A 19,755-nucleotide genomic window follows, 5' to 3' on the forward strand; every position below is an offset into this window, starting at 1 on the left:
CCGTCACCCGTCACCCGTCGCCGAGGCACCGCTCCCTCAGCCCCCTGAGATACCGCACCTGGTACTCCGCCTTCTCCCGCTCCAGCGCCCCGAGCGCCTCCTCGGCCAGAGGCAGGGCCAACTGCCGCTCCCCCGCGTCCAGTCGGGTCTCGGCGAGGTCGGTGAGGGTCCGGGCGGCGTTGTACGCCTCGCCGGTCTCCCGGAAGAAGCGCAGCGCCCCCTCCAGGTGCTCGACGGCCTCCGTCCAGCGGCCCAGGCCCCGCAGCGCCCGCCCTCGGTGGCGTAGCAACAGGGCGCGGGCGCGCGGCAGATCGGCGGCGCACTCGTCGCCGGGGCCGATCGCGTCTAGTACACGGCTCGCCTCCTCGAAGCGGTCGTACGCCTCCGTGAACCGCCACTGCCGCAGCCGCAGCAGTCCGAGGAACTCGACCGCGGAGGCGTGGCCACGGACGTGTCCGGCCGTGCGCTCGGCGTCGGCCGCCGCGACCGCCTCGCGCTCGGCCTCGTCCCAGCGGCGCAACTCGGTGAGCGTGTGGGCGAGTTGGGCGTGCAGTGCTGCGGCGGTGCGGGAGCCGGGGAGGCGTTCGTCGGCGACCCGTGCGCCGGTGCGCAGGGCCGGCAGCAGGATCTCGTGCTGCCCGGCCTTGAGCTGGAGCGGCCACAGCGCGCGGCACAGCAGCGTGACGGTGTCCCGGTCGCCGAACTCCTCGGCCGCGGCGACCGCCTGCACCAGGTTCTGTGCCTCGGCGGTGAGTGCGGCGACGGCCCGGCCCCGGTCGGCGAAGACGGCCTGGTCGGGCAGTTCGGGCGGGACGCGCCAGCTCTCCGGGAGTGCGGCGCGGGCGGCGCCGACCGCGAGGCGGACGTAGTGGTCGACGGTCCGGGAGACGGCGGCGGAGCAGGCCGCGATGCCGTCGACGGTCGCGGCCAGCCGCTCGGCGTGGGCGCGTACGCCGGGCCGGTAGCGGTGGCGGCCGGTGTCGACGTGGTCGAGGAGGAGGGCGCCGGTGAGTTCCTCCAGCAGACGGGTGGCGGTTTCCTCGTCGACGTCGGCGGCGCGGGCCGCGGCGGCCGGGTCGAGGGCGGGCCAGGGGCGCAGCGCGGCCAGCCGGTAGAGGCGGGCGGCGTCCGGGGCGAGCGCGCGGTAGGAGTCGTCGGCGGCGGCACGCAGTGCTTCGGCGCCGGCGGGGACGCCGCCGACGGGCGCGGTCAGCCGGGGTGCGGCGGCGCGCAGGGCGTAGGGCGAGCCGGCACAGCGGTCCAGCACGGCGGGCAGACCTGCACGGGCGGCGGACATCGCGGGTCTGCCCACGAGGTCGGTGAGCAGTCGTTCGGCGTCCCGGCGAGCCAGTGGGCCGACCGGCACCCGCAGGGCGTCGAGGCCGGTCAGCGGCTGCCGGGCGACGACGACGGTGAACACGTCGGGTGCCGAGGTCAGCAGCGGCCCGACCTGTGCGGCGGAGCGGGCGTGGTCGAGGACCAGCAGCAGCCGTCGGCCGGCCAGTTGGCGCCGGACCAGTTCGGCGCGGTCCTCGGCGGCCGGCGGTATCTCCTGTTCGGGCACGCCGAGTTGGCGCAGCAGGCGGGCGGGGGCGGCCTCGGGGGCGAGGGTGCGCAGGTCGGCGTAGAGCTGGCCGTCGGGGAAGCGGGTGGTGTTGCGCCAGCCCCAGTGCACGGCGAGGGTGCTGGTGCCGATGCCCTCGGGTCCGTGCAGCAGGGCGAGGCGCGGGCGGCCCTCGAAGGGTCGGGCGGCTTCCTTGTCGAGGAGTTTCAGGGCTTCCTGGCGGTCGGTGAAGAAGCGCGGGGCGTGGGGCAGGCAGGACACCGGGGCCCGGTCGGCGGATCCGCCGGGCTGCGGCACGCGGGCCGCGAACCGGGACCAGGCGCGGGCCAGTTCCGGGTCCGCGTGCACCCGCTGGTGTACCAGGCGGGCCACTTCGTCGAGGTCACCGGCTCCGGCGGGTGCGGCCACCTCGCGTCCGGCGATCCGGCGGACGAGTCCGCCGGCCGACTCCCAGGCCCAGCGGCCGGCCTCGTTCGCCATGCCCATTCCGACGGCTCCGAGCACCGCGCCGATGGCGCCCAGCGAAATCGGGTCCAGCATGCCGCGAACTCCCCTCCCACCCAGGGCTGTTGTGGATCAACCCTAGCCGTGCGGAGGCGGGGTGACGGCGATTCACCCCGATCCGGGTGTCTTCGGCGCCCGTCGGGAACGGCATGCGGCCCGGCGGCTCAGCAGCGCGTCCTGCGCGGAGTCCTGAGTCATGCGGGTGGTAACCGGCGGTGCCGGTCGCACATTCCACGACAGTGGTCCGCGGCGGACTGCCGGGGACGGGTAGACAGTGTCTACTCCTTGCGGTAGACACTGTCCATGACTGATTCCGAGGAGCCGGGCGGCCTGCGGGCGCGGCTGGTCGACGTCGGTGTGGAGCTGCTGGACGCCGAGGGCACGCAGGCGCTGACGCTGCGCGAGATCGCCCGACGGGCCGGCGTCTCGCACGGCGCCCCCCGCCGCTACTTCCCGACCCATCTGGAGCTGCTGTCCGCCATCGCGCGCCGCGGCTTCGACGAACTGGGCGAGCGGGCGCGCACGGCCCTGGACGGGGCCCCGGCCGACCCGCGCGGCCGACTCGCCGTGCTGGGGCGGACGTATGTGGCGTTCGCCCTGGACCGGCGTGGCATGTTCGAGCTGATGTTCCGGCACGACCTGCTCGAAAGCGGCCGGCTCGGACTGCGGGACACCAGCCTGCCGCTCTTCGGCGTCCTGGTGGACCTCGTCGGCCGGGCCCGCCCCGGCGCCGACGCACGGGTCGTCGCGGGCGCGCTGTGGGCGAACCTGCACGGCATCGCCCAGCTCTGGGGCTGGGGCAGCCTCCAACTCGCCACCCGGGCCGACGACTTCACCCCGCTGCTGCGCGCCGCCCTCGACGCGCACCTCGGGCCCGAGGAGCGGGCGTGAGGCGCCTGCCGGTCCTCGCCGGCAGCATCACGGGCGCCGTGGTCGTCGCCTTCGACGGCACCGTGCTGACCGTGGCCCGGCCGAGTCTGCAAGAGGAGCTCGGGGCGTCGCTCGCCCAGGTGCAGTGGGCGAGTACGGGCTATCTGGTCGCCGTGGCCGGTCTGCTGGTCTTCGCGGGACGGCTCGGCGACCGGTACGGGCATCAACGGCTCTTCGGCATCGGCATGCTGGGCTTCGGCGTCACGTCGGCCGCGCTCGCCGTGGCGCCCGGCATCAACTGGGTCGTCGGACTGCGTGTCGTCCAGGGCGTGTTCGGCGCCCTGCTGCAACCCGCAACCCTCGGGATGCTCCGTACCGCCTACCCGCCCGACGCCCTGCGCCGCCCGATCGCGCTGCGGACGGCGGCCATCGGCGTGGCGGCGGCCGTCGGACCGGTGGCGGGCGGGGCCCTGGTGACCGGTCCCGGCTGGCGGACCGTCTTCCTCGTCGGCGTCCTGCCGACCGTCGCCTTCGGCGCCCTCGCCCTGCGCGGCGCCGCACCACGGCCCAAGGCGCCCCCGGCCCCCCTCGACCTCCCCGGTGCCCTTCTTCTCGCCGTCACCCTCGGCAGCCTGGTGCACACCCTCGTCGCCCTGCCCGACACCGGCTGGACGGCCGCGAACACCGTCGCCGCGGCCGTGGTGGCCGTGGCCGGATCCGCGTTCGTACGGCATGAGCGGCGGGCCGCGAGTCCGCTCGTGCCGCCCGCGCTCGTGTGGTCGTCCGCCGTCGGTGCGCCGCTCGGCATGCTGGTCGCGGTGTCGGCCGCGCTCCAGGGGACGCTGTTCGGCTGTGTGTACCTGCTCCAGGGGCCGTTGGGCCTCGATCCGTTCCAGAGCGCGCTGCGGAGTGTGCCGTTGGCGGTGCTGATGATCGCCGCCGCGGCGGGGAGCGCCGTACTGCTGCGGCGGTTCGGGGCCCGGCGGACGGCCACCGTGGCGGCCGCGGTCCTCGCGGCGGGGATCACGGTGTTGTCGCAGGCGTCCGGGACGTTCGCGCTGTGTACCGGGTTCGCGCTGGCCGGGGCCGGGTTCGGCACGGTGATGGTGGCGGGCACGCATGCCGTCGTACAGCGGGCCCCGGCGGAGTCGGCCGGGGTCGCGGGTGGTCTCCAGCAGACCGCGCTGAACGTCGGGCCGGTGCTCGGCATGGCCGTGACCGCGGCGCTGATGGCCGCCGGCGGGGTCCGCGCGGGCCTGCTGCCGATGGCCGTACTCGCCGTCGCCGGGATGACGGCGGCCTGCGCACTGCCGGGAGCAACGGGCGCCGCGCCGGGAGATCATGGCCGTACGGCGGACCCGGCACGTGCTCCTGCGCGACGATGATGTCTGAGGTCGCCGGGGCGGGGTATGCCGAATCGCACCTCGACGGACGGAAAGTGGTGGAGGAGAGCGATGGCAGGACTGCGACAAGAGGTCGACCCGGCGGAGGTCGGCCTGGACGCGAAGGCGCTCGACCGCCTCGACCAGCACTTCGCGCACCACGTCGACGAGGGGACCCTGCCCGGCTTCCTGGTGTCCGTCGCCCGGGGCGGCCGGGTCGCCCATCTCGCGGCGCACGGCCGGCGTGACATCGCCGCCGGACTGCCCGTCGAGCCGGACACGTTGTGGCGGATCTACTCCATGACCAAGCCGGTCACGGCGGTCGCCGCGCTGATGCTGGTGGAGGAGGGCCGGCTCTCGCTCGACGACCCGGTGGCCCGGCACCTGCCGGCCTTCGCCGACGCGCGGGTCCACGTCGACGGGTCGGGCGACGACGTCCGGACCCGGCCCGTGGAGCGGCCGATGCTGATCCGGCATCTGATGACCCACACGGCGGGGCTGACCTTCGCCTTCTACCACTCCCACCCGGTCGACGGGCTGTACCGGGCGGCCGGTCTGGAGTCGTCGGTGCCCGCGGGCGCGAATCTCGCCGAGACGATCGACGTGTACGCCAGTCTGCCGCTCCAGTTCGAGCCGGGCACCCAGTGGAACTACTCGGTCGCCAGCAACGTCCTCGGCCGGGTCATCGAGGTGGTCTCCGGGCAGCCCCTGGACGCCTTCTACGCCGAGCGGATCTTCGGCCCGCTCGGCATGACCGACGCCGGTTTCGAGGTCACCCCGCAACAGTCCCCGCGGCTCTCCGAGTTGTACGGCGAGCGGGAGGACGGCGGGGGCATCCAGCGGATCGTGGGGCTGCCGCTGAAGGGGCGGCCGCGGTTCCTGTCGGGCAGCGGCGGCATGGTGGCGAGCGCCCACGACATCCATCGCTTCATGGAGCTGCTGCGCCGGCGCGGCGAGGTCGACGGCGTCCGGCTGCTGTCCCCGGAGACGGTGGACCTCATGACGTCCAACCAGCTGCCCGGCGGCGTCGATCTGCGTGCCTTCGGCAGCCGGCCCGCCCATGACGAGCCCGGCAACGACGGTGTCGGCTTCGGCCTTGGTGTCTCGGTGGTGATCGACCCGGAGCGTACCCGGGCACCCGCCGGCATGGGCACGTACGGCTGGACGGGTGTGGCGACCACGACGTTCTTCGTGGACCCGGGCCGGGACCTGGGTGTGCAGTTCTACACCCAGGTCCGGCCGCGTACGTCGCACACCGTGTTCACCGACCTCAAGCGGCTGGTGCACGAGGCGGTGCTGGACTGACGCCGGTCAGGGGTGACCCTCGTAGCGGAACTCCAGCCCCTGTGCGGCCAGTTCGGCCAGCCAGCGCTCCGAGCGGGGCGCCGTCTCGGCGGCCCGTGCGAGGCCCGGCGGCAGCTCGCCGTCGAGGATGTGCCCGACGGCGAGGGCGAGCGGGCGCGAGACACAGCGGGCCATCGCGCTCTCCTCGGCCGTGCCGACCAGGTCGAGGAGGTACTCGCCGGACCAGTTGCGACCGGTGTCCGCCTGTACCTCCAGGGCGACGCCGAGGACCACGCGGTCCCGGTCGGCGTCCGTCGTCGGGTACCGGTCGGCCAACTCCCGGGCCAGTGCGGCGATCCGGTCGTCGTCGCCCGCCTTCAGCTCCTCGAAGACGGCGTCCCAGGCGCGCAGCCAGCCCGCCGGGCGGAGCGTGCCGCGCACGAAGGTGTCCGCCCTCCAGGTGTCCGGCAGTCCGTACTGCGCGACGAACGGCACGCTGTCGCGGTTGGGGTACACCTCGAAGGTCTCCCCGTGGACGGTGTGCTCCCGGGTCGCCTCCCACGGCCGAGCGGCGACCGCCTCGGCTCCGCCGTCGAGGTAACGGGCGGGCGAGCGCAGGGCGTTCAGCACTCCTGCGGGCGCCCAGCTGAAGCGGTACCGGAAGTCGTTCAGGACCGCCGGGATGCCACCGCAGTAGGAGGTGAAGGTGTACGTGGCGGGGGTGTCGTCGCCGATGGCGCGGCGGGCGCGGGCGACCAGGTCGTGGGCGAAGAGATGGTCGATGCCCGGGTCGAGCCCTGCCTCGGTGAGGACGACGAGCCCCGCCTTCTCCGCCTCCGGGACCTGTTCGAGGACCGCGTCGGACACATAGCTGGAGCAGGCGAAGTGGGCGCCGGCCCGGACGCAGGCGGCGAGCAGCCCGGCGTGCTCGGGCGCGGGCAGCATCGACACCACGGTGTCGCCGGGGGCCAGTCCGGCCGTGAGCGCGGGCAGTGTGTAGGCGCGGGGCTCGGCGCGGCCGGTGAGGTCCAGCCGGTCGAGGGCCTCGGCCGCGCGGGCCTCGGTGCGGTGCCACAGCCGGACCCGGTCGGCGCTCTCGCACAGCGCGGCGAGGCCGCTGCCGGTGGAGAGTCCGGCGCCGATCCAGTGCACGGTGCCGCTCGCGGGGACGCGGTCAGACATGGCGGAACTCCCCGTCGGTGATGCCGAGTTCACGGCGGGCCTGCTCGAAGCGGTCGCGGCAGCGGCCCCACGGACCGCCGGTCGTGAGGTCGAGGAGCAGCGGGGTGAGGGCGGCCGAGAAGTCGGTGCTGGACTCCTTCGGCAGCAGGGACGGCAGGTTGTCGATGGCGATGAGATCGAGCGGGGGCGCCGCGCGCAGTCGGCGTACCGGCTCCGCCCAGTCGGTGACGCGGTCGTAGACCGGCAGGACGTTGAGCGGTGAGCCCACGTCGCAGGTGACGTCCGAGAGGGTGCGCAGCGCCCGTCCCGGGTCGTCCAGGTCCTGTTCGCGCACGAAGGGCGGGATGGGGCTGGTGGCGAGGACGGCGTTGACCATGACGTCGTGGGCGAGGAGGGCCGGCCGGTCCAGGGTGCGGGTCTCGGCCAGGTCCCAGCAGGTCGGCTCGATCCCGGCCGCCATGAGCGCCACCCGGGCTCCCCGGCCGCTGCGGCCGAGGGCGCCGACGACCAGCGCGGTCGGCTGCGGCTCCCCCGCGGCCGGGCGCAGCCGCGCCTCCAGCTCCTCCTGCGTGGTGGGCTCCAGCGGTCCGGTGAGTCGGCCCCGGTGCTGGAGTACGGCGAGGGCGGCGCCGAGGTAGCCCGCCCAGTAGCCGAAGGCGGCGAGCCGGCGGCCCGTGTCGTCGACGAGGTACTCCAGGTCGAGCAGGGTGCCGCCGCCCGCGGTGAACCGGCGCAGCAGCTCCTCGGCGCCCGGCTGCTTCTTGTAGGCGTGGCCGAAGTAGATGTGCTGATGCGTCAACTCGACGGGTCCGTCGGGGAGTTCCTTCAGTCCGAGGATCACGGCGTCCTCGGGTGCCGACACCCAGGTCCCCGCGGGGACGATCGTGCAGCCCGCGGCCGCGTACTCCTCGGTCGGGTGGATCCGCTGCGGTGACTCCTCCACGGTCAGTGTCACCCCGTCCGCGACCAGGCGGCGGGCGTCCGAGGGCACCACGGGGGTGCGTCGCTCGGTGGTTCGGGACTCGTGGCGCAGCCACAGATGCGGCTCGGTCATACGCGGTTGACCTCCGGGCGCGGGGCGTCGGCCGCGAACCGGCCGGCGCTCAGGGGACGGACGTCCACGAAGGGTACGCGGCCGAGGTACAGGTCGCGGACCACTTCGCCGACGGCCGGACCCTGGAGGAAGCCGTGGCCGGAGAAGCCGGTCGCGTAGAGGAACCGGGAGGGGGAACCGGCCTCGCCGATCAGCGCGTTGTGGTCCGGGGTGATCTCGTAGAGGCCCGCCCAGCCGCCGGTGCGGCGCAGGTCGAGCAGAGCCGGCGCCCGGTGTGCCATGGCCGCGCCGAGTGCGGGGATCCAGCGGTCGTGGGTGTCGGTGGCGAAGCCCGGGGTCTCGTCCGGGTCGGACATGCCGACGAGAAGCCCCGGGCCCTCGGTGTGGAAGTAGAGGCTGCTGGTGAAGTCGATGGTCATGGGCAGGGTGGGCGGCAGTCCGGGCACGGGTTCGGTGACCGCGATCTGGCGGCGCAGCGGTTCGACCGGCAGGTCGACGCCGACCATCGCGCCGATCGCCCGGGACCAGGCGCCGGCCGCGCAGATCACCGTGTCGGTGGCGATCCGGCCCCGCGTGGTCATGACGGCCGTGATGTCGTCGCCGCGCAGTTCGATGCCGGTGACCGCGCAGTGCCGCAGGATCGTGGCGCCGTGCCGGCGGGCGTCGGCGGCGTAGCCGTGCACCACGGCCTCGGGGGTGCAGTGGCCGTCGTCCGGCGAGAAGGCGGCGGCGAGCAGTCCGTCGGTGGTGATCAGCGGCGACAGGCGCTGTGCCTCGGCCGGTTCGAGCATCCGGCTGGGCACGCCGAGCGCGTTCTGAAGCCGTACGGACGTCTCGAACGCGGAGACCTCCTCGGGCGTCGACAGCAGGAACAGATAGCCGACCTTGTGCAGCCCGATGGGGTGCCCGGTGTCCTGCTCGAACCGGTCGAACGCGGCCAGGCTGCGGGCGCCGAGCCGGATGTTCAGCTCGTCGGAGAACTGGGCGCGGACCCCGCCGGCCGCCTTCGACGTGGAGCCCGAGGCCAGTTCGTCCCGTTCGACGAGGACGACGTCACGGACTCCGGCGCGGGCCAGGTGGCGGGCGATGCTGGTGCCCATCACTCCGCCGCCGACGACGACGGCCGAGGCATGTGTGTTCACGCGGACTGCTCCTTCCGGCGGGCGGTGCCGGGGCCGGCCCGGTGGATCGGGCCCGTTTTCTTCTCTGTCCCGGGGACACCGCCCGCAACCGGATCAGGACCAGTGGGCCACGGCGTCCAGGTGGGGCAGCCGGTGGTCCAGTCGCTCCCGCTTCGTACGCAGATACGTGATGTTGTTCTCGCACGGCGGTATGAGCAGCGGGACCTCTTCGGCGACCTGCACGCCGTGCCGCTGCAACGCCTCGCGCTTGCGCGGGTTGTTCGACAGCAGCCGCACCGAGCGCACGCCGAGGTCGCGGAGCATCTCGGCGGCCACGCCGTAGTCGCGGGCGTCGACGGGGAGTCCGAGCGCGAGGTTCGCCTCGACCGTGTCGAGTCCCTCCGCCTGGAGGGCCATCGCGCGCAGCTTGGCGAGCAGACCGATGCCGCGGCCCTCGTGGCCCCGCAGATAGACCACCACGCCGGCCCCCTCGGCGACCACGGCCCGCAGCGCGGAGGCCAGCTGGTCGCCGCACTCGCAGTGCTGCGAGCCGAAGGCGTCGCCCGTCAGGCACTCCGAGTGCAGCCGGGTGAGCACGTTCTCGGCGCCGATGTCGCCGTAGACCAGGGCCACTTGTTCGTCGCCGCGATCGTGGTCGAGGTAGCCGACCGCCTGGAATTTGCCGTACACGGTGGGCAGCGGGGCATTCACGACCCGTTCCACACCGGTCCGCGCGGGTGACTTCGTGCCGAGTACGCCGATTTTATCTGTCATGATCTGGTTCCTAAGCAGAGACGAAAGGCCGGGGAAAGATGAGCGATTCGGGAATACGGTCGGCGGCTCACGGCCCGCTGCCGGCGGACACCACGGAGGACGTACGGAACCGTGGTGCGGGCCTGTCGGCACAGGTCGCGGTACTGCCCGTCGGGAGCTTCGAACAGCACGGGCGGTACCTTCCGCTGGCGACCGACACTCTGGTCGCCTGTGCCTTGGCCCGGGAACTGGCCGGCGCGTACCCGGTGCACCTCCTTCCTCCGGTGACGATCTCCTGCTCGCACGAGCACGCGGCCTGGCCGGGGACCGTCAGCATCTCCTCCGTCACCCTCCACGCGGTGGTACGGGACATCGCGGCCTCACTGAGCCGCTCGGGCGTCGACACGCTGGTTCTGGTCAACGGCCACGGCGGGAACTATGTCCTGGGAAACGTCGTTCAGGAAGCCTCCGCGCGAGGTGAGCGGATGGCGCTGTTCCCGGCCGCGGAGGACTGGGAACGGGCGCTGGAACGGGCGGGGGTGGCGACTTCGTTGCTCACCGACATGCACGCGGGGGAAATTGAGACCTCCATCCTTCTGCACACTCATCCGGAATTGGTGCGGCCCGGATATGAGTCCGCCGATTTCGTGGCCGACGACCGTCGTCATCTTCTGACTCTCGGTATGTCCGGCTATACCGATTCGGGTGTCATTGGCCGTCCTTCCCTGGGATCCGCGGAAAAGGGGAAGGAACTCCTGGCGAGCCTCACGGATTCCTTCGGCGCGTACTTCTCGCTGCTGACGGAGGAGAAGGACACGGGGAGATAGGCGGGGGCGTCGGAGGCGTCGGGGGCCTCGGCGACCGCCGGGGCCTGCGGGGCCCCGGGTGCTTCCGCCTTACGGGCTTCCGCCTTGCGGCGCAGGTCCGTTGCCCAGCGGGCGACGAGGACCAGGGCGCCGGGCAGGCTGGCCGCGAAGCTGAGTACGCCGTAGACGACCGCCGTCGCCAGTCCGCTGCCGGCGCCGAGCCCGGCGGCCGAGAAGGCCCAGGCGGTGGCGCCTTCGCGGGGGCCCCAGCCGCCGACGTTCAGCGGCACGCTCATCGCGAGCAGCGCGAGGACCGCGAGGGGCAGCAGGACCAGTACGGAGGCGGAGGCGCCGGCGACCCGGGCCGCTACGACGAACAGGGCGACGTGGCCGACCAGGACGAGGGCGGACGAGCCGATGACGCCGGGGGCGTTGCGGCGGGACAGCAGGGCCTCGCGCGCCTCTTCCAGCAGGGCGCGGCGCTTGCGGTCCGTGCGGGGCCGGTTCAGCCGGAACGCGGCGAACACGGCGGCGGCGCCGGCTGCGGCGATCAGCACGAGGAGGCCGGCGTGGCGGGCCTCGCCGAGTACGGGTGACGGGACGGTCAGCAGTACGGCCGTACCGGCGACGGCGAGGACGAGCTGGCCGGCGGTGCGCTCCAGGACCACGGCGCGGACGCCCCGGCGGATGTCGCCGGAGCTGCGGCCGTGGTGGACCGCCCGGTGCACGTCGCCAAGGACGCCTCCGGGGAGGGCGGCGTTCAGGAACAGGGCGCGGTAGTAGTCGGCGACCGCGGCGGCCAGGGGGAGGCGGATGCGGAGGCCTCGTGCGACCAGTTGCCAGCGGTAGGCGCTGAGGACGGTGGTGATCAGGCCGATGGCCAGCGCTGCCGCGAGGGCGGGGGGGTCGATTCGGCGCAGGCCGTCCAGGAAGACGCCGGTGCCGAGGCGCCAGACCAGGGCGGTGAGGATGGCTGCGCCGATGATGGTGCCGAGGTGTCTGCGCAGGCTGCGGGTGCGTCGGGGCTTGTCGCGTCCACGCGGCGGCAGCCGCACATCGGACACTGCCTCGCGCCCCTGGGGTGGCGTTCTTGTTGCTGTTGTCATGAGGTGCTGCCTGTGGGGCGGGAGAGGGCCAGGAGGTCTGTGTGGTGGACCTTTACCGTGAGTTCGCCCGCGGCGGCCGCGGCGAGGCGGGCTGCCAGGTACTTTTCCGCGCGGGGCTTCAGGTCGGGGCGTTCCTCGATCGCTGCGGCGACCCAGCCGCGTAGCCACTGGGCGGTGAGGGGTGCCTCCGCGGGGCCGAGGCGCCAGGGGCTCGGGCGGACGTGGACCGTGGCGCCGCGTTCCGAGAACGCCTCGCACGCGGCGGTGACGGCGTCGGGGCCGAGCAGGCCGCCGCGGCGCTGGTGGGCGTTGAACGCCTCGGTGATCTCGGCGTCCAGCGGGTCCGCGGGGGTGAGTTCGACGCGGCCCGCGACGGAGAGGGTGAGCAGGGCCGGGCAGCCGGCGCCGGTGCAGGCCGCGGCGAGGGCGTCGATCTCCTCGCGGTTGAGGACGTCCAGCAGTGCGGACGCCGTGACGAGGGAGGCGCCGGACAGGGCGTCCGGGGTCAGCCGGGCCACGTCGCCGCGCCGGGTCTCGACGGTGACGCGGCTGCCGTCGGCGGCGGAGCGCGGGGAGCCGACGGCCGCGAAGTGCAGCAGGTAGGGGTCGCGGTCGTGCAGGGCCCAGTGCTGGGCGCCGTCCAGGCGGGGCGCCAGCCAGCGGCCCATGGAGCCGGTGCCGCAGCCGAGGTCGTGCACCACGATCCCGGCCCGGCCGGGCAGGTTGGCGAGGCGGATGCGGAGTGGGTCGAGGAGTTCGGCGGAGCGCGCGGCGGCGTCGGCGGGCTCGCGCAGCTGGAGCCACTCGGGCGCGTAGCGGGGCGGCTCCTCGGGACCGTTGTCGCGCAGGCGTACGGTCGGACGCTCGCCGGGGCGGGTGACCGGGCCGGCGCCGGCGACGGGGCCGTCGGCCGGGCCTGCCGCGTCGCCGGGGCCGGGCTGGGCCGGGACCATGGCTGTGTGGTGCGTCTGCGCGGTCATGCCGCCCTCCGGGGTTCGCTCGGTAGCCGGCCGAGTACGCCGGCGAGGGACTTCGCGGTGGACGCCCATCCGTCGAGGGCGGCCCGGCGGCCTCTGGCGGCGGCCTTGAGCCGGCGTCGTACGTCCGCCTCGCCGAACCAGCCGCGCAGTTCGGTGGCGAGGGCGTCCGGGTCCTCCGGCGGGACGAGGATGCCGGGCACCCCGCCGTCGGGGGCGCGTCCGACCGCCTCGGGGAGGCCGCCGACGTCGGTGGCCAGGACCGGGATGCCGCGTGCGAGGGCCTCGGTCACCGCCATGCCGTACGTCTCGGCGTAGGAGGTGAGGACCATGAGGTCGGCGGCGGCGTAGCTCGCGTGGAGTGCGGCGCCCGTCCGGGGGCCCGCCAGCTCGATGCGGTCGGTCAGGCCGTGGCTGTCGATGAGGGTGCGCAACTGCTCGACGTACTCGGGGTCGTGTCCGAGCCCGCCGACGCACACACAGCTCCACGGCAGGTCGGCGACCCGGGCGAGGGCCTCCACCAGCCGGTGCTGGCCCTTGCGGGGCGTCACGGCGGCCACGCACAGCAGCCGGGAGACGCCGTCGGTGCCGGAGGCCAGGGGCGCGATGTCGGCGCCGGGGGTGGCGACATGGACCCGGTCGGGGGCGAGGCCGTGGTGGGAGACGAGGCGGCGGGCCGCCCAGTCGCTGGTGGCGATTACGGCGGGGACGCCGCGCAGCACCGCCCGTTCGCGGGCGTCCAGGTCGTCGGCGACGGCGCGCGCGAGGCCCTTCTCGTCGCCGAGCGGGAGGTGGACGAGGACGGCGAGGCGCAGCCGTTGTGCCTCGGGGAGGACGGCCTCGGGGACACCGCAGGCGACGATGCCGTCCAGCAGGACGACCGCCCCGTCGGGCAGGTCGGCGAGTGCGCGGGCGAGCCGGTCGCGGTCGGCGGCGTCGGGACGGGGCCAGCTGCCGGGCACGAGGAGCTTGTGCACCTGCCAGCCGAAGCCGGGCAGGTCGAGGCAGACGCGCCGGTCGTAGGCGTTGCCGCCGCTGGGGGCGGCGGGGTCGTCGACGCCGTCCGGCATCACGAAGTGCACGGAGCGCAGGGACATGGGGATGATCTCGCCGTTCGTGGGAGCGGACTGCACGGGCACGTAGGTGAGCCGTGCGGGCTGCTCCATGGTCGTGTCGGTCACAGGGCACGCTCGTAGCTCGCCCAGGCGACGTGCGACTCGTGCAGGGTGACCGAGATGCCGGTCAGGCCGCGGGCGCCTTCGCCGAGGGCGCCCTTGTGGACCTGTTCGGCGAGCCGGTCGGCGATGACCTTGGCGAGGAACTCGGTGGAGGTGTTGACGCCGGCGAAATCGGGTTCGTTGTCGAGGTTGCGGTAGTTCAGCTCGCCCACGACGGCGCCGAGCTCCTGCGAGGCGAGGCCCATGTCGACGACGATGTTGTCGTCGTCGAGCTGTTCGCGCCGGAACGTGGCGTCCACCAGGAACGTCGCCCCGTGCAGGCGCTGCGCGGGACCGAACACGTCGCCGCGGAAGCTGTGGGCGATCATGATGTGATCGCGGACGGTGACACTGAACAACGGGCGACCCTCCAGGTGCGGGACACGGATGCCGACTAGTACGGCTCGAGTCCTTCCCTTGTTCAGCGGGCCGTACGTCTTTTCTCAGGTCAGGCGAGTTTCGTGGCCTGATCAGGCCGGGTCGGGGTAGCGGACCCGGTGGCACAGCGCCGGGATCGTGCCGGCGGCGAGCCGCGGCATGACCTCGGGAAGTTCCTCGAAGGCGCACTCGCCGGTGATCAGTGCGTCGAGCGCCGGATCGGCGAGCAGGTCGAGGGCGAGGGCGAGCCGGTCGGCGTAACCGCGGCTGGCGCGGCGGGCCGGGGAGACGGTGCCGACCTGGCTGCTGCGGATGACCAGGCGCCGTGAGTGGAAGGCCTCGCCGAGCGGCAGGGAGACCCGCCGGTCGCCGTACCAGCTCAGTTCGAGGACGGTGCCCTCGGGTGTGAGGAGTTCCAGGGCGCGGGTGAGGCCCTGCTCGGTGGCGCTGGCGTGCACCACGAGGTCGCAGCCGTCGAGGGCGTCGTCGGGGGCGGCGAAGTCCACACCGAGTGCCTGGGCGACGGTGGCGCGTGCCGGGTCGGCGTCGACCAGCTGCACCCTTACGCCGGGGAAGCGGGCGAGGAGCGCGGCCACCGAGCAGCCGACCATGCCGCCGCCGACCACCGCGATCCGGTCGCCGACCAGCGGGGCGGCGTCCCAGAGCGCGTTGACGGCGGTCTCCACGGTGCCGGCGAGCACGGCCCGTCCGGCGGGCACGGAGTCGGGTACGGGGGTGACGGCGGCGGCGGGGACGACGTACCGCGTCTGATGCGGATAGAGACAGAAGACGGTCCGGCCGGTGAGTTCGTCCGGCCCCTCCTCCACCACGCCCACGTTGAGGTAGCCGTACTTGACCGGGGCCGGGAAGTCGCCCTCCTGGAACGGGGCGCGCATCGACGCGTGCTGGCTGTCCGGGACGCCGCCCCGGAAGACGAGTGTCTCGGTGCCGCGGCTGACGCCGGACCACAGGGAGCGCACGACGACATCGCCGTCGGCCGGGTCCGGAAGGACCACGTCGCGGATCTCGCCCTCCCCCGGGCGGCCGAGCCAGAACGCGCGTGCGGTGCGCTTCATCCGCATCCTCCTGAACGATCGGGAAGCTGTTCACGTACCGAGGTGTGCACAGGCCGCGCACAGTACGCGGCGGTGATCGACTCTGTCACACGGCCGGAGGAATGATCGGTGGCCCTGAACAACACTTTCGTAGCTAGGCCGGTAATGCAGGAACCCGCCGTGGGCGCGGGTGCGCAGATCCTGCTGCTGGCCCTGCTCGGTACGGCTTTCGGCTTGGGGCCGGCGGGCTGGCTGAGTGGTCTGGTCTTCGCGATCGTGATGTGGGCGGTGCTCTCGGTTGCCGTGCACCGCTCCCGGCTGCGCAGCTTCGGCCCGGCCAACCGGGTCACCCTCGGCCGCGCCACCCTCGTCGGCGGGGTGACCGCGCTGGTCGCCGAGTCCTTCGAGAGCGCACCGCAGGTGTCCCTGCTCGTCGGGCTGACGGCGGTGGCGCTGATCCTGGACGGCGTCGACGGCAAGGTGGCCCGGCGCACGGGCACGTCGTCCGCGCTCGGCGCGCGCTTCGACATGGAGGTCGACGCGTTCCTGATCCTCGTCCTGAGCGTCTACCTGTCGATGTCGCTGGGCCCGTGGGTCCTCCTGATCGGCGGCATGCGGTACGCCTTCGTCGCCGCGGCCCGCGTCTGGCCCTGGCTGAACGCCCCCCTCCCCCCGAGCACCGCCCGCAAGACGGTCGCCGCCCTCCAGGGTGTCTTCCTCCTGATCGCGGGCGCGGACGTGCTGCCGCAGGCGGCGAACGCGGCGGTGGTGGCCCTGGCCCTCGCCCTCCTGATCTGGTCCTTCGGCCGCGACGTCCTGTGGCTGCACCGGACTTCACGGGGCGGTACGGAGGCCGCGGTGGAGCGGGCGCCGGCGGTGACCCCGGCGGAGCCGGCGCCGGCGGGCGCCCCGGCGGAGCGCGTGCCGGCGCAGCTCCCGGCGAAGCGGGTACACGTGGAGGTCCCGACACCCGCGTCGGCGGAGATCGCACCGGAGCACACGACCGTCCGTCCGAGGCGGATGTCGGAGCAGCCCACGCTGGAGCCGGTGGCGGGCTAGCTCGACGGACCCTGGCGGGTCAGCGCTTCTGTTCCACCCGCACCCAGTCCACCTCCGCCTGTACCCCGCCCGCCGCGATGCGGTCGACACTGGACTGGGGGAGGCCCCAGTACGGGGTGGTCACCTGGTTCCAGCCGGCGGGGTAGGCGCCGCCGAGGGCGAGGTTGAGGATGACGTACTGGTTGTGGCCGAAGACCCACTGGCCGCGGGTGGATTCGAGCTTGTTGCGGGTGGTCTCCTGGACCAGGGTGCCGTCCAGGTAGAAGCGCATCCCCGTGGGTGTCCACTCCACCGAGTAGGTGTGCCAGGCGTCGGCCCGGCCGCCGCCCGGATAGACCGTGCGGGCGCCGATGTTGCCGTCGGCCGAGTAACCCGGGCCGTGCAGGGCGGTGCTGGTCCAGTCGGCGTAGCCGATGTTCTCCATGATGTCGGTCTCGCCGGACGCGGGCCAGGAGACGGACGGGTCGTCGACGTCGCTGCCGAGCAGCCAGAACGCGGGCCAGAAGCCGTCGCCGACGGGGAGTCTCATACGGGCGCTGACCCGGCCGTAGGTGAAGTCGAACTTGGTGTTGGTGTCGATCCGGCCCGACGTGAAGTCGTAGGTGCCGCCGCCCGCCTGGGTGCAGTCGTTGCAGTACCGGGGGCGCAGTTGCAGCAGGCCGCCCGAGACGGCGATGTTCTGCGGGGAGTCGACGTACGCCTGCGCCTCGCCGTTGACGGAGCCCATCTCCGTTCCCGTCCGGACCACCCGCCACCGGTTGCGGTCGAGCGCGGTGCCGAGGAAGTCGTCGAAGAACGTGGTGGTGTAGTTGCCCGGCTGCTCGCCGGCGAGCGCCGGGTACGCGGCGGCCGCGCTGCCGCCGGTGCCGTAGACCTCGAACTCGTAGAGCGAGTAGCCGAACTGGGCGGTGGCCGGGGCCGGGTTGTAGAAGCTGCGGCGTTCCCGGCCGAGGACGCGGACGTAGCGGCCGGTGGCCGGGGTGGAGAGCTGGACGGTGTCGTGCAGGCCGACGGCCTCGGCGGGGGACGTGACGTTCGCGCGGCGCGCGGCGACGGTCGCGGCCGAGGGCCGGTAAACGGTGGTCCAGGTGCTGTTGTTGGTGGAGACCTGGAGCTCGTAGTCGACGGCGTAGGCCGCCTCCCAGTACAGGTCCACCGAGTTGATCGTCGAGGTGGCGCCGAGGTCGACGGAGATCCAGCGGTTGACGTTCCAGTCGCTGGACCAGCGGGTGGCGTCGTCCTTGAGGTTCGCGGGCCGGCCGCCGTCGGTGACGAAGGCGGGCGAATTGCCCGCGTGCTGGTAGTAGTTGGTGTACGCGGGGTGGTTCAGGGCGAGGTTGGTGCGGGTCGTGGACGCGGGGGCGGGGACGCCGCCGTAGACCCGGAAGGAGAAGAGCGAGTAGCCGTAGGGCGTGGCGCGCTGGACGCCGCGCATGCGGACGTAGCGGCCCCTGACCTCCTGCGGGTAGGTGTGCGCGGTGACGGAGCCTCCGGTGCCCGCGGTCTCGGTGTAGAACGGCGTCCAGGTGGTGCCGTTCGTCGAGGCTTCGAGGACGTACTGCCTTCCGTAGGCGGCCTCCCAGTCCAGGACGACGCGGTCGATGCGCAGGGTGGTGCCGAGGTCGAGGCTGATCCAGGCGTTGTCGGCGAAGGCGCTGGACCAGCGGGTGGCGCCGTTGTTGTCGAAGGCGTTGCCGGGGCCGAGGGCCGCGCTCTCGTTGCCGGAGGAGGTGGCGGCGGCGGGGTTGGCGAGGTAGGCGGTGGACGCCTGGTCGGTGTCCCAGGCGGCGGCGACGACGTCCGACGGCGCGGCGGGGGCGGCCAGTACCGGTCCGCCGCCCACGAGGACGGCGAGGGTGGCGATGGCGGTGGCCAGGATGCGTGGCGTACGGGATGACATGCGGCTCTCCTAGGGGAGGTTGGGGTGCCGGTGGTTCCGTGTGTGCCGTTGCGGGTCGTGCTGCGCGCGAAGATCAGTCATGCTCATGACAGATCAACAAGAAGATGTCGCCGGTCGGACGCGAGGGTCCCAACACCCGCGTCCGACCGGCCGTCCGATGGCTCAGGCCGCTTCGGCGGCCCCCTGCCGGTGCTCACGGATGATCCCCGCGTACCGGTCACCCGTGCCCTTGATCGTGCGGACCTGGGTGGCGTAGTCGACGTGGACCAGGCCGAAGCGCTTGTCGTAGCCGTAGGCCCACTCGAAGTTGTCGAGCAGGGACCAGGCGAAGTAGCCCGCCAGCGGGGCGCCCTTGCGGGCCGCGGAGGCGCAGGCCGCGAGGTGCTGGACGAGGTACGCCTGGCGCTCCGGGTCGTCGACGGTGCCGTCGGGACGGACGACGTCCGGGTAGGCCGAGCCGTTCTCGGTGACGTACAGCTTGCGGGCGCCGTACTCCTCGGTCAGGCGGAGCAGCAGCGTCTCGATGCCGTCCGCCTCGACCTCCCAGTCCATGCCGGTGCGCGGGACGCCGAGCCGGCGGACCGTGCGCACGTGCGGGACGGGCGCGGTCAGGTCGTCGGCGACCGTCTGCGGGAAGTAGTAGTTGAGGCCCAGCCAGTCCAGCGGCGCCGCGATGGTCTCCATGTCGCCCGGCTGCTCGGGGAGTTCGACGCCGTAGACCTCGCGCATGTCCTCCGGGAAGCCGCGGCCGTGCACCGGGTCGAGCCACCAGCGGTTGGTGTGGCCGTCCATCCGGCGGGCCGCGGCGACGTCCTCGGGACGGTCGGTGGCGGCGTACACGGTGGAGAGGTTGTTGACGATGCCGACCTCGGCGCCCGGGACGGCGGCGCGGATGGCGCCGGCGGCCAGGCCGTGGCCGAGGAGCAGGTGGTAGGAGGCGCGCACGGCGGCCGTGAGGTCGGTCCAGCCCGGGGCCATCGTGCCCTCGAGGTGGCCGATCCAGGCCGAGCACAGCGGCTCGTTGAGCGTGGTCCAGTGCTTGACGCGGTCACCGAGGCGCTCCGCGACGACCGAGGCGTACGTGGCGAAGTGCTCGGCGGTCGCCCGCTCGGGCCAGCCGCCGCGGTCCTGCAACGCCTGCGGCAGGTCCCAGTGGTACAGGGTGACCGACGGGGTGATGCCGGCCGCCAGCAGACCGTCGATCAGCTCGTCGTAGAAGTCCAGGCCCTTGGCGTTGACCACGCCGTCGCCGCCCGGCATCACACGGGGCCACGCGACCGACAGCCGGTAGGCGTTGGTGCCCAGGCGGCGCATCAGGTCGATGTCCTCGCGCCAGCGGTGGTAGTGGTCGCAGGCGACATCGCCGTTGTCGTTGTTCTCGATCTTCCCCGGGGTGTGCGAGAAGGTGTCCCAGATCGACGGGGAACGGCCGTCCTCGGCGACGGCTCCCTCGATCTGGTACGCCGCTGTGGCCGTGCCCCACAGAAAGTCCTGAGGGAGTGCGGCGAGGTCGATACGTTCGGACACGCTAGTCCTTTCAGAA

16 protein-coding genes and 1 pseudogene are annotated in these 19,755 nt (G+C 73.4%); 5 read left to right on the forward strand and 12 right to left on the reverse strand.

Features of this window, described 5'->3' with window-relative positions; all coding sequences use genetic code 11:
- Window positions 1-10: 10 nt before the first annotated feature.
- A complete protein-coding gene (locus ACIQAC_RS07545; RefSeq protein ID WP_402187953.1) occupies window positions 11-2,104 on the reverse strand; it encodes a tetratricopeptide repeat protein in 2,094 nt (697 codons plus the stop codon).
- A gap of 267 nt (window positions 2,105-2,371) precedes the next feature.
- Between ACIQAC_RS07545 and ACIQAC_RS07550 the strand changes: the two genes are divergently transcribed.
- The 3 genes from ACIQAC_RS07550 to ACIQAC_RS07560 all read left to right on the forward strand — a co-directional run bounded on the left by ACIQAC_RS07550 (window position 2,372) and on the right by ACIQAC_RS07560 (window position 5,625).
- Window positions 2,372-2,959 (forward strand): TetR/AcrR family transcriptional regulator, encoded by a 588-nt coding sequence (locus ACIQAC_RS07550; protein ID WP_402187954.1) that lies wholly within the window; start codon window positions 2,372-2,374, stop codon window positions 2,957-2,959.
- On the forward strand, window positions 2,956-4,323 hold the full coding sequence (locus ACIQAC_RS07555) for an MFS transporter (protein ID WP_402187955.1): 1,368 nt from the start codon (window positions 2,956-2,958) through the stop codon (window positions 4,321-4,323). The genes ACIQAC_RS07550 and ACIQAC_RS07555 overlap by 4 nt, the downstream gene beginning before the upstream one ends.
- A 69-nt stretch (window positions 4,324-4,392) precedes the next feature.
- Window positions 4,393-5,625, forward strand: coding sequence for a serine hydrolase domain-containing protein (locus tag ACIQAC_RS07560; protein WP_402187957.1), 1,233 nt, complete (start codon window positions 4,393-4,395; stop codon window positions 5,623-5,625).
- 6 nt (window positions 5,626-5,631) lie between these two features.
- Here ACIQAC_RS07560 and ACIQAC_RS07565 read toward each other — a convergent pair whose 3' ends face one another.
- The 4 genes from ACIQAC_RS07565 to ribA form a co-directional block, all read right to left on the reverse strand.
- Window positions 5,632-6,786 (reverse strand): saccharopine dehydrogenase family protein, encoded by a 1,155-nt coding sequence (locus ACIQAC_RS07565; protein ID WP_402187958.1) that lies wholly within the window; start codon window positions 6,784-6,786, stop codon window positions 5,632-5,634.
- Window positions 6,779-7,840 (reverse strand): saccharopine dehydrogenase, encoded by a 1,062-nt coding sequence (locus ACIQAC_RS07570; protein ID WP_402187959.1) that lies wholly within the window; start codon window positions 7,838-7,840, stop codon window positions 6,779-6,781. Before ACIQAC_RS07570 ends, ACIQAC_RS07565 begins: the two co-directional genes overlap by 8 nt.
- Window positions 7,837-8,982: an NAD(P)/FAD-dependent oxidoreductase gene (locus ACIQAC_RS07575; RefSeq protein ID WP_402187961.1), complete on the reverse strand. Its 1,146-nt coding sequence runs from the start codon at window positions 8,980-8,982 to the stop codon at window positions 7,837-7,839. The genes ACIQAC_RS07570 and ACIQAC_RS07575 overlap by 4 nt, the downstream gene beginning before the upstream one ends.
- 93 nt (window positions 8,983-9,075) lie before the next feature.
- On the reverse strand, window positions 9,076-9,735 hold the full coding sequence (ribA, locus tag ACIQAC_RS07580) for a GTP cyclohydrolase II (protein ID WP_402187962.1): 660 nt from the start codon (window positions 9,733-9,735) through the stop codon (window positions 9,076-9,078).
- A 38-nt stretch (window positions 9,736-9,773) separates the two neighbouring features.
- Between ribA and ACIQAC_RS07585 the strand changes: the two genes are divergently transcribed.
- Entirely contained in the window at window positions 9,774-10,541 is a 768-nt protein-coding gene (locus tag ACIQAC_RS07585; RefSeq protein ID WP_402187963.1) for a creatininase family protein, read from the forward strand.
- A gap of 146 nt (window positions 10,542-10,687) precedes the next feature.
- On the opposite strand, the pseudogene ACIQAC_RS07590 reads toward ACIQAC_RS07585, so the two are convergent.
- The 5 genes and pseudogenes from ACIQAC_RS07590 to ACIQAC_RS07610 form a co-directional block, all read right to left on the reverse strand.
- Window positions 10,688-11,626: pseudogene (locus ACIQAC_RS07590) on the reverse strand (lysylphosphatidylglycerol synthase transmembrane domain-containing protein); the annotation flags it as partial.
- Entirely contained in the window at window positions 11,623-12,606 is a 984-nt protein-coding gene (locus ACIQAC_RS07595) for a class I SAM-dependent methyltransferase (protein WP_402187965.1), read from the reverse strand. The gene ACIQAC_RS07595 and the pseudogene ACIQAC_RS07590, both read right to left, overlap by 4 nt.
- A complete protein-coding gene (locus tag ACIQAC_RS07600) occupies window positions 12,603-13,784 on the reverse strand; it encodes a glycosyltransferase family 4 protein (protein WP_402187967.1) in 1,182 nt (393 codons plus the stop codon). Before ACIQAC_RS07600 ends, ACIQAC_RS07595 begins: the two co-directional genes overlap by 4 nt.
- Window positions 13,781-14,179, reverse strand: a complete 399-nt coding sequence (locus ACIQAC_RS07605) for a 6-pyruvoyl trahydropterin synthase family protein (RefSeq protein WP_402187969.1) — start codon at window positions 14,177-14,179, stop codon at window positions 13,781-13,783. The genes ACIQAC_RS07600 and ACIQAC_RS07605 overlap by 4 nt, the downstream gene beginning before the upstream one ends.
- Window positions 14,180-14,290: 111 nt before the next feature.
- Window positions 14,291-15,274: a zinc-binding alcohol dehydrogenase gene (locus ACIQAC_RS07610; protein ID WP_402187971.1), complete on the reverse strand. Its 984-nt coding sequence runs from the start codon at window positions 15,272-15,274 to the stop codon at window positions 14,291-14,293.
- Between the two features lie 108 nt (window positions 15,275-15,382).
- Between ACIQAC_RS07610 and ACIQAC_RS07615 the strand changes: the two genes are divergently transcribed.
- Window positions 15,383-16,312 carry a CDP-alcohol phosphatidyltransferase family protein gene (locus ACIQAC_RS07615; RefSeq protein ID WP_402187973.1) on the forward strand — a complete coding sequence of 310 codons (930 nt, stop codon included), beginning with the start codon at window positions 15,383-15,385 and terminating at the stop codon, window positions 16,310-16,312.
- Window positions 16,313-16,331: 19 nt separating this feature from the next.
- Here ACIQAC_RS07615 and ACIQAC_RS07620 read toward each other — a convergent pair whose 3' ends face one another.
- Complete coding sequence (locus ACIQAC_RS07620) at window positions 16,332-18,212, reverse strand: discoidin domain-containing protein (protein ID WP_402187975.1); 1,881 nt, start codon at window positions 18,210-18,212, stop codon at window positions 16,332-16,334.
- A 162-nt stretch (window positions 18,213-18,374) separates the two neighbouring features.
- The gene (locus ACIQAC_RS07625) at window positions 18,375-19,739 is read right to left on the reverse strand and encodes a GH1 family beta-glucosidase (RefSeq protein ID WP_402187977.1); all 1,365 of its coding nucleotides are present in this window, start codon (window positions 19,737-19,739) and stop codon (window positions 18,375-18,377) included.
- Between the last annotated feature and the right edge of the window lie 16 nt (window positions 19,740-19,755).

Origin of the sequence: Streptomyces sp. NPDC088387 (assembly GCF_044753385.1) — a bacterium.
Taxonomy (GTDB): domain Bacteria; phylum Actinomycetota; class Actinomycetes; order Streptomycetales; family Streptomycetaceae; genus Streptomyces.

Coding starts and splice junctions, on each gene's coding strand:
- ACIQAC_RS07545 (WP_402187953.1), bottom strand. CDS start 2,104: ATGCTGGACCCGATTTCGCTGGGCGCCATCGGCGCGGTGCTCGGAGCC.
- ACIQAC_RS07550 (WP_402187954.1), top strand. CDS start 2,372: ATGACTGATTCCGAGGAGCCGGGCGGCCTGCGGGCGCGGCTGGTCGAC.
- ACIQAC_RS07560 (WP_402187957.1), top strand. CDS start 4,393: ATGGCAGGACTGCGACAAGAGGTCGACCCGGCGGAGGTCGGCCTGGAC.
- ACIQAC_RS07565 (WP_402187958.1), bottom strand. CDS start 6,786: ATGTCTGACCGCGTCCCCGCGAGCGGCACCGTGCACTGGATCGGCGCC.
- ACIQAC_RS07570 (WP_402187959.1), bottom strand. CDS start 7,840: ATGACCGAGCCGCATCTGTGGCTGCGCCACGAGTCCCGAACCACCGAG.
- ribA (WP_402187962.1), bottom strand. CDS start 9,735: ATGACAGATAAAATCGGCGTACTCGGCACGAAGTCACCCGCGCGGACC.
- ACIQAC_RS07585 (WP_402187963.1), top strand. CDS start 9,774: ATGAGCGATTCGGGAATACGGTCGGCGGCTCACGGCCCGCTGCCGGCG.
- ACIQAC_RS07595 (WP_402187965.1), bottom strand. CDS start 12,606: ATGACCGCGCAGACGCACCACACAGCCATGGTCCCGGCCCAGCCCGGC.
- ACIQAC_RS07610 (WP_402187971.1), bottom strand. CDS start 15,274: ATGAAGCGCACCGCACGCGCGTTCTGGCTCGGCCGCCCGGGGGAGGGC.
- ACIQAC_RS07620 (WP_402187975.1), bottom strand. CDS start 18,212: ATGTCATCCCGTACGCCACGCATCCTGGCCACCGCCATCGCCACCCTC.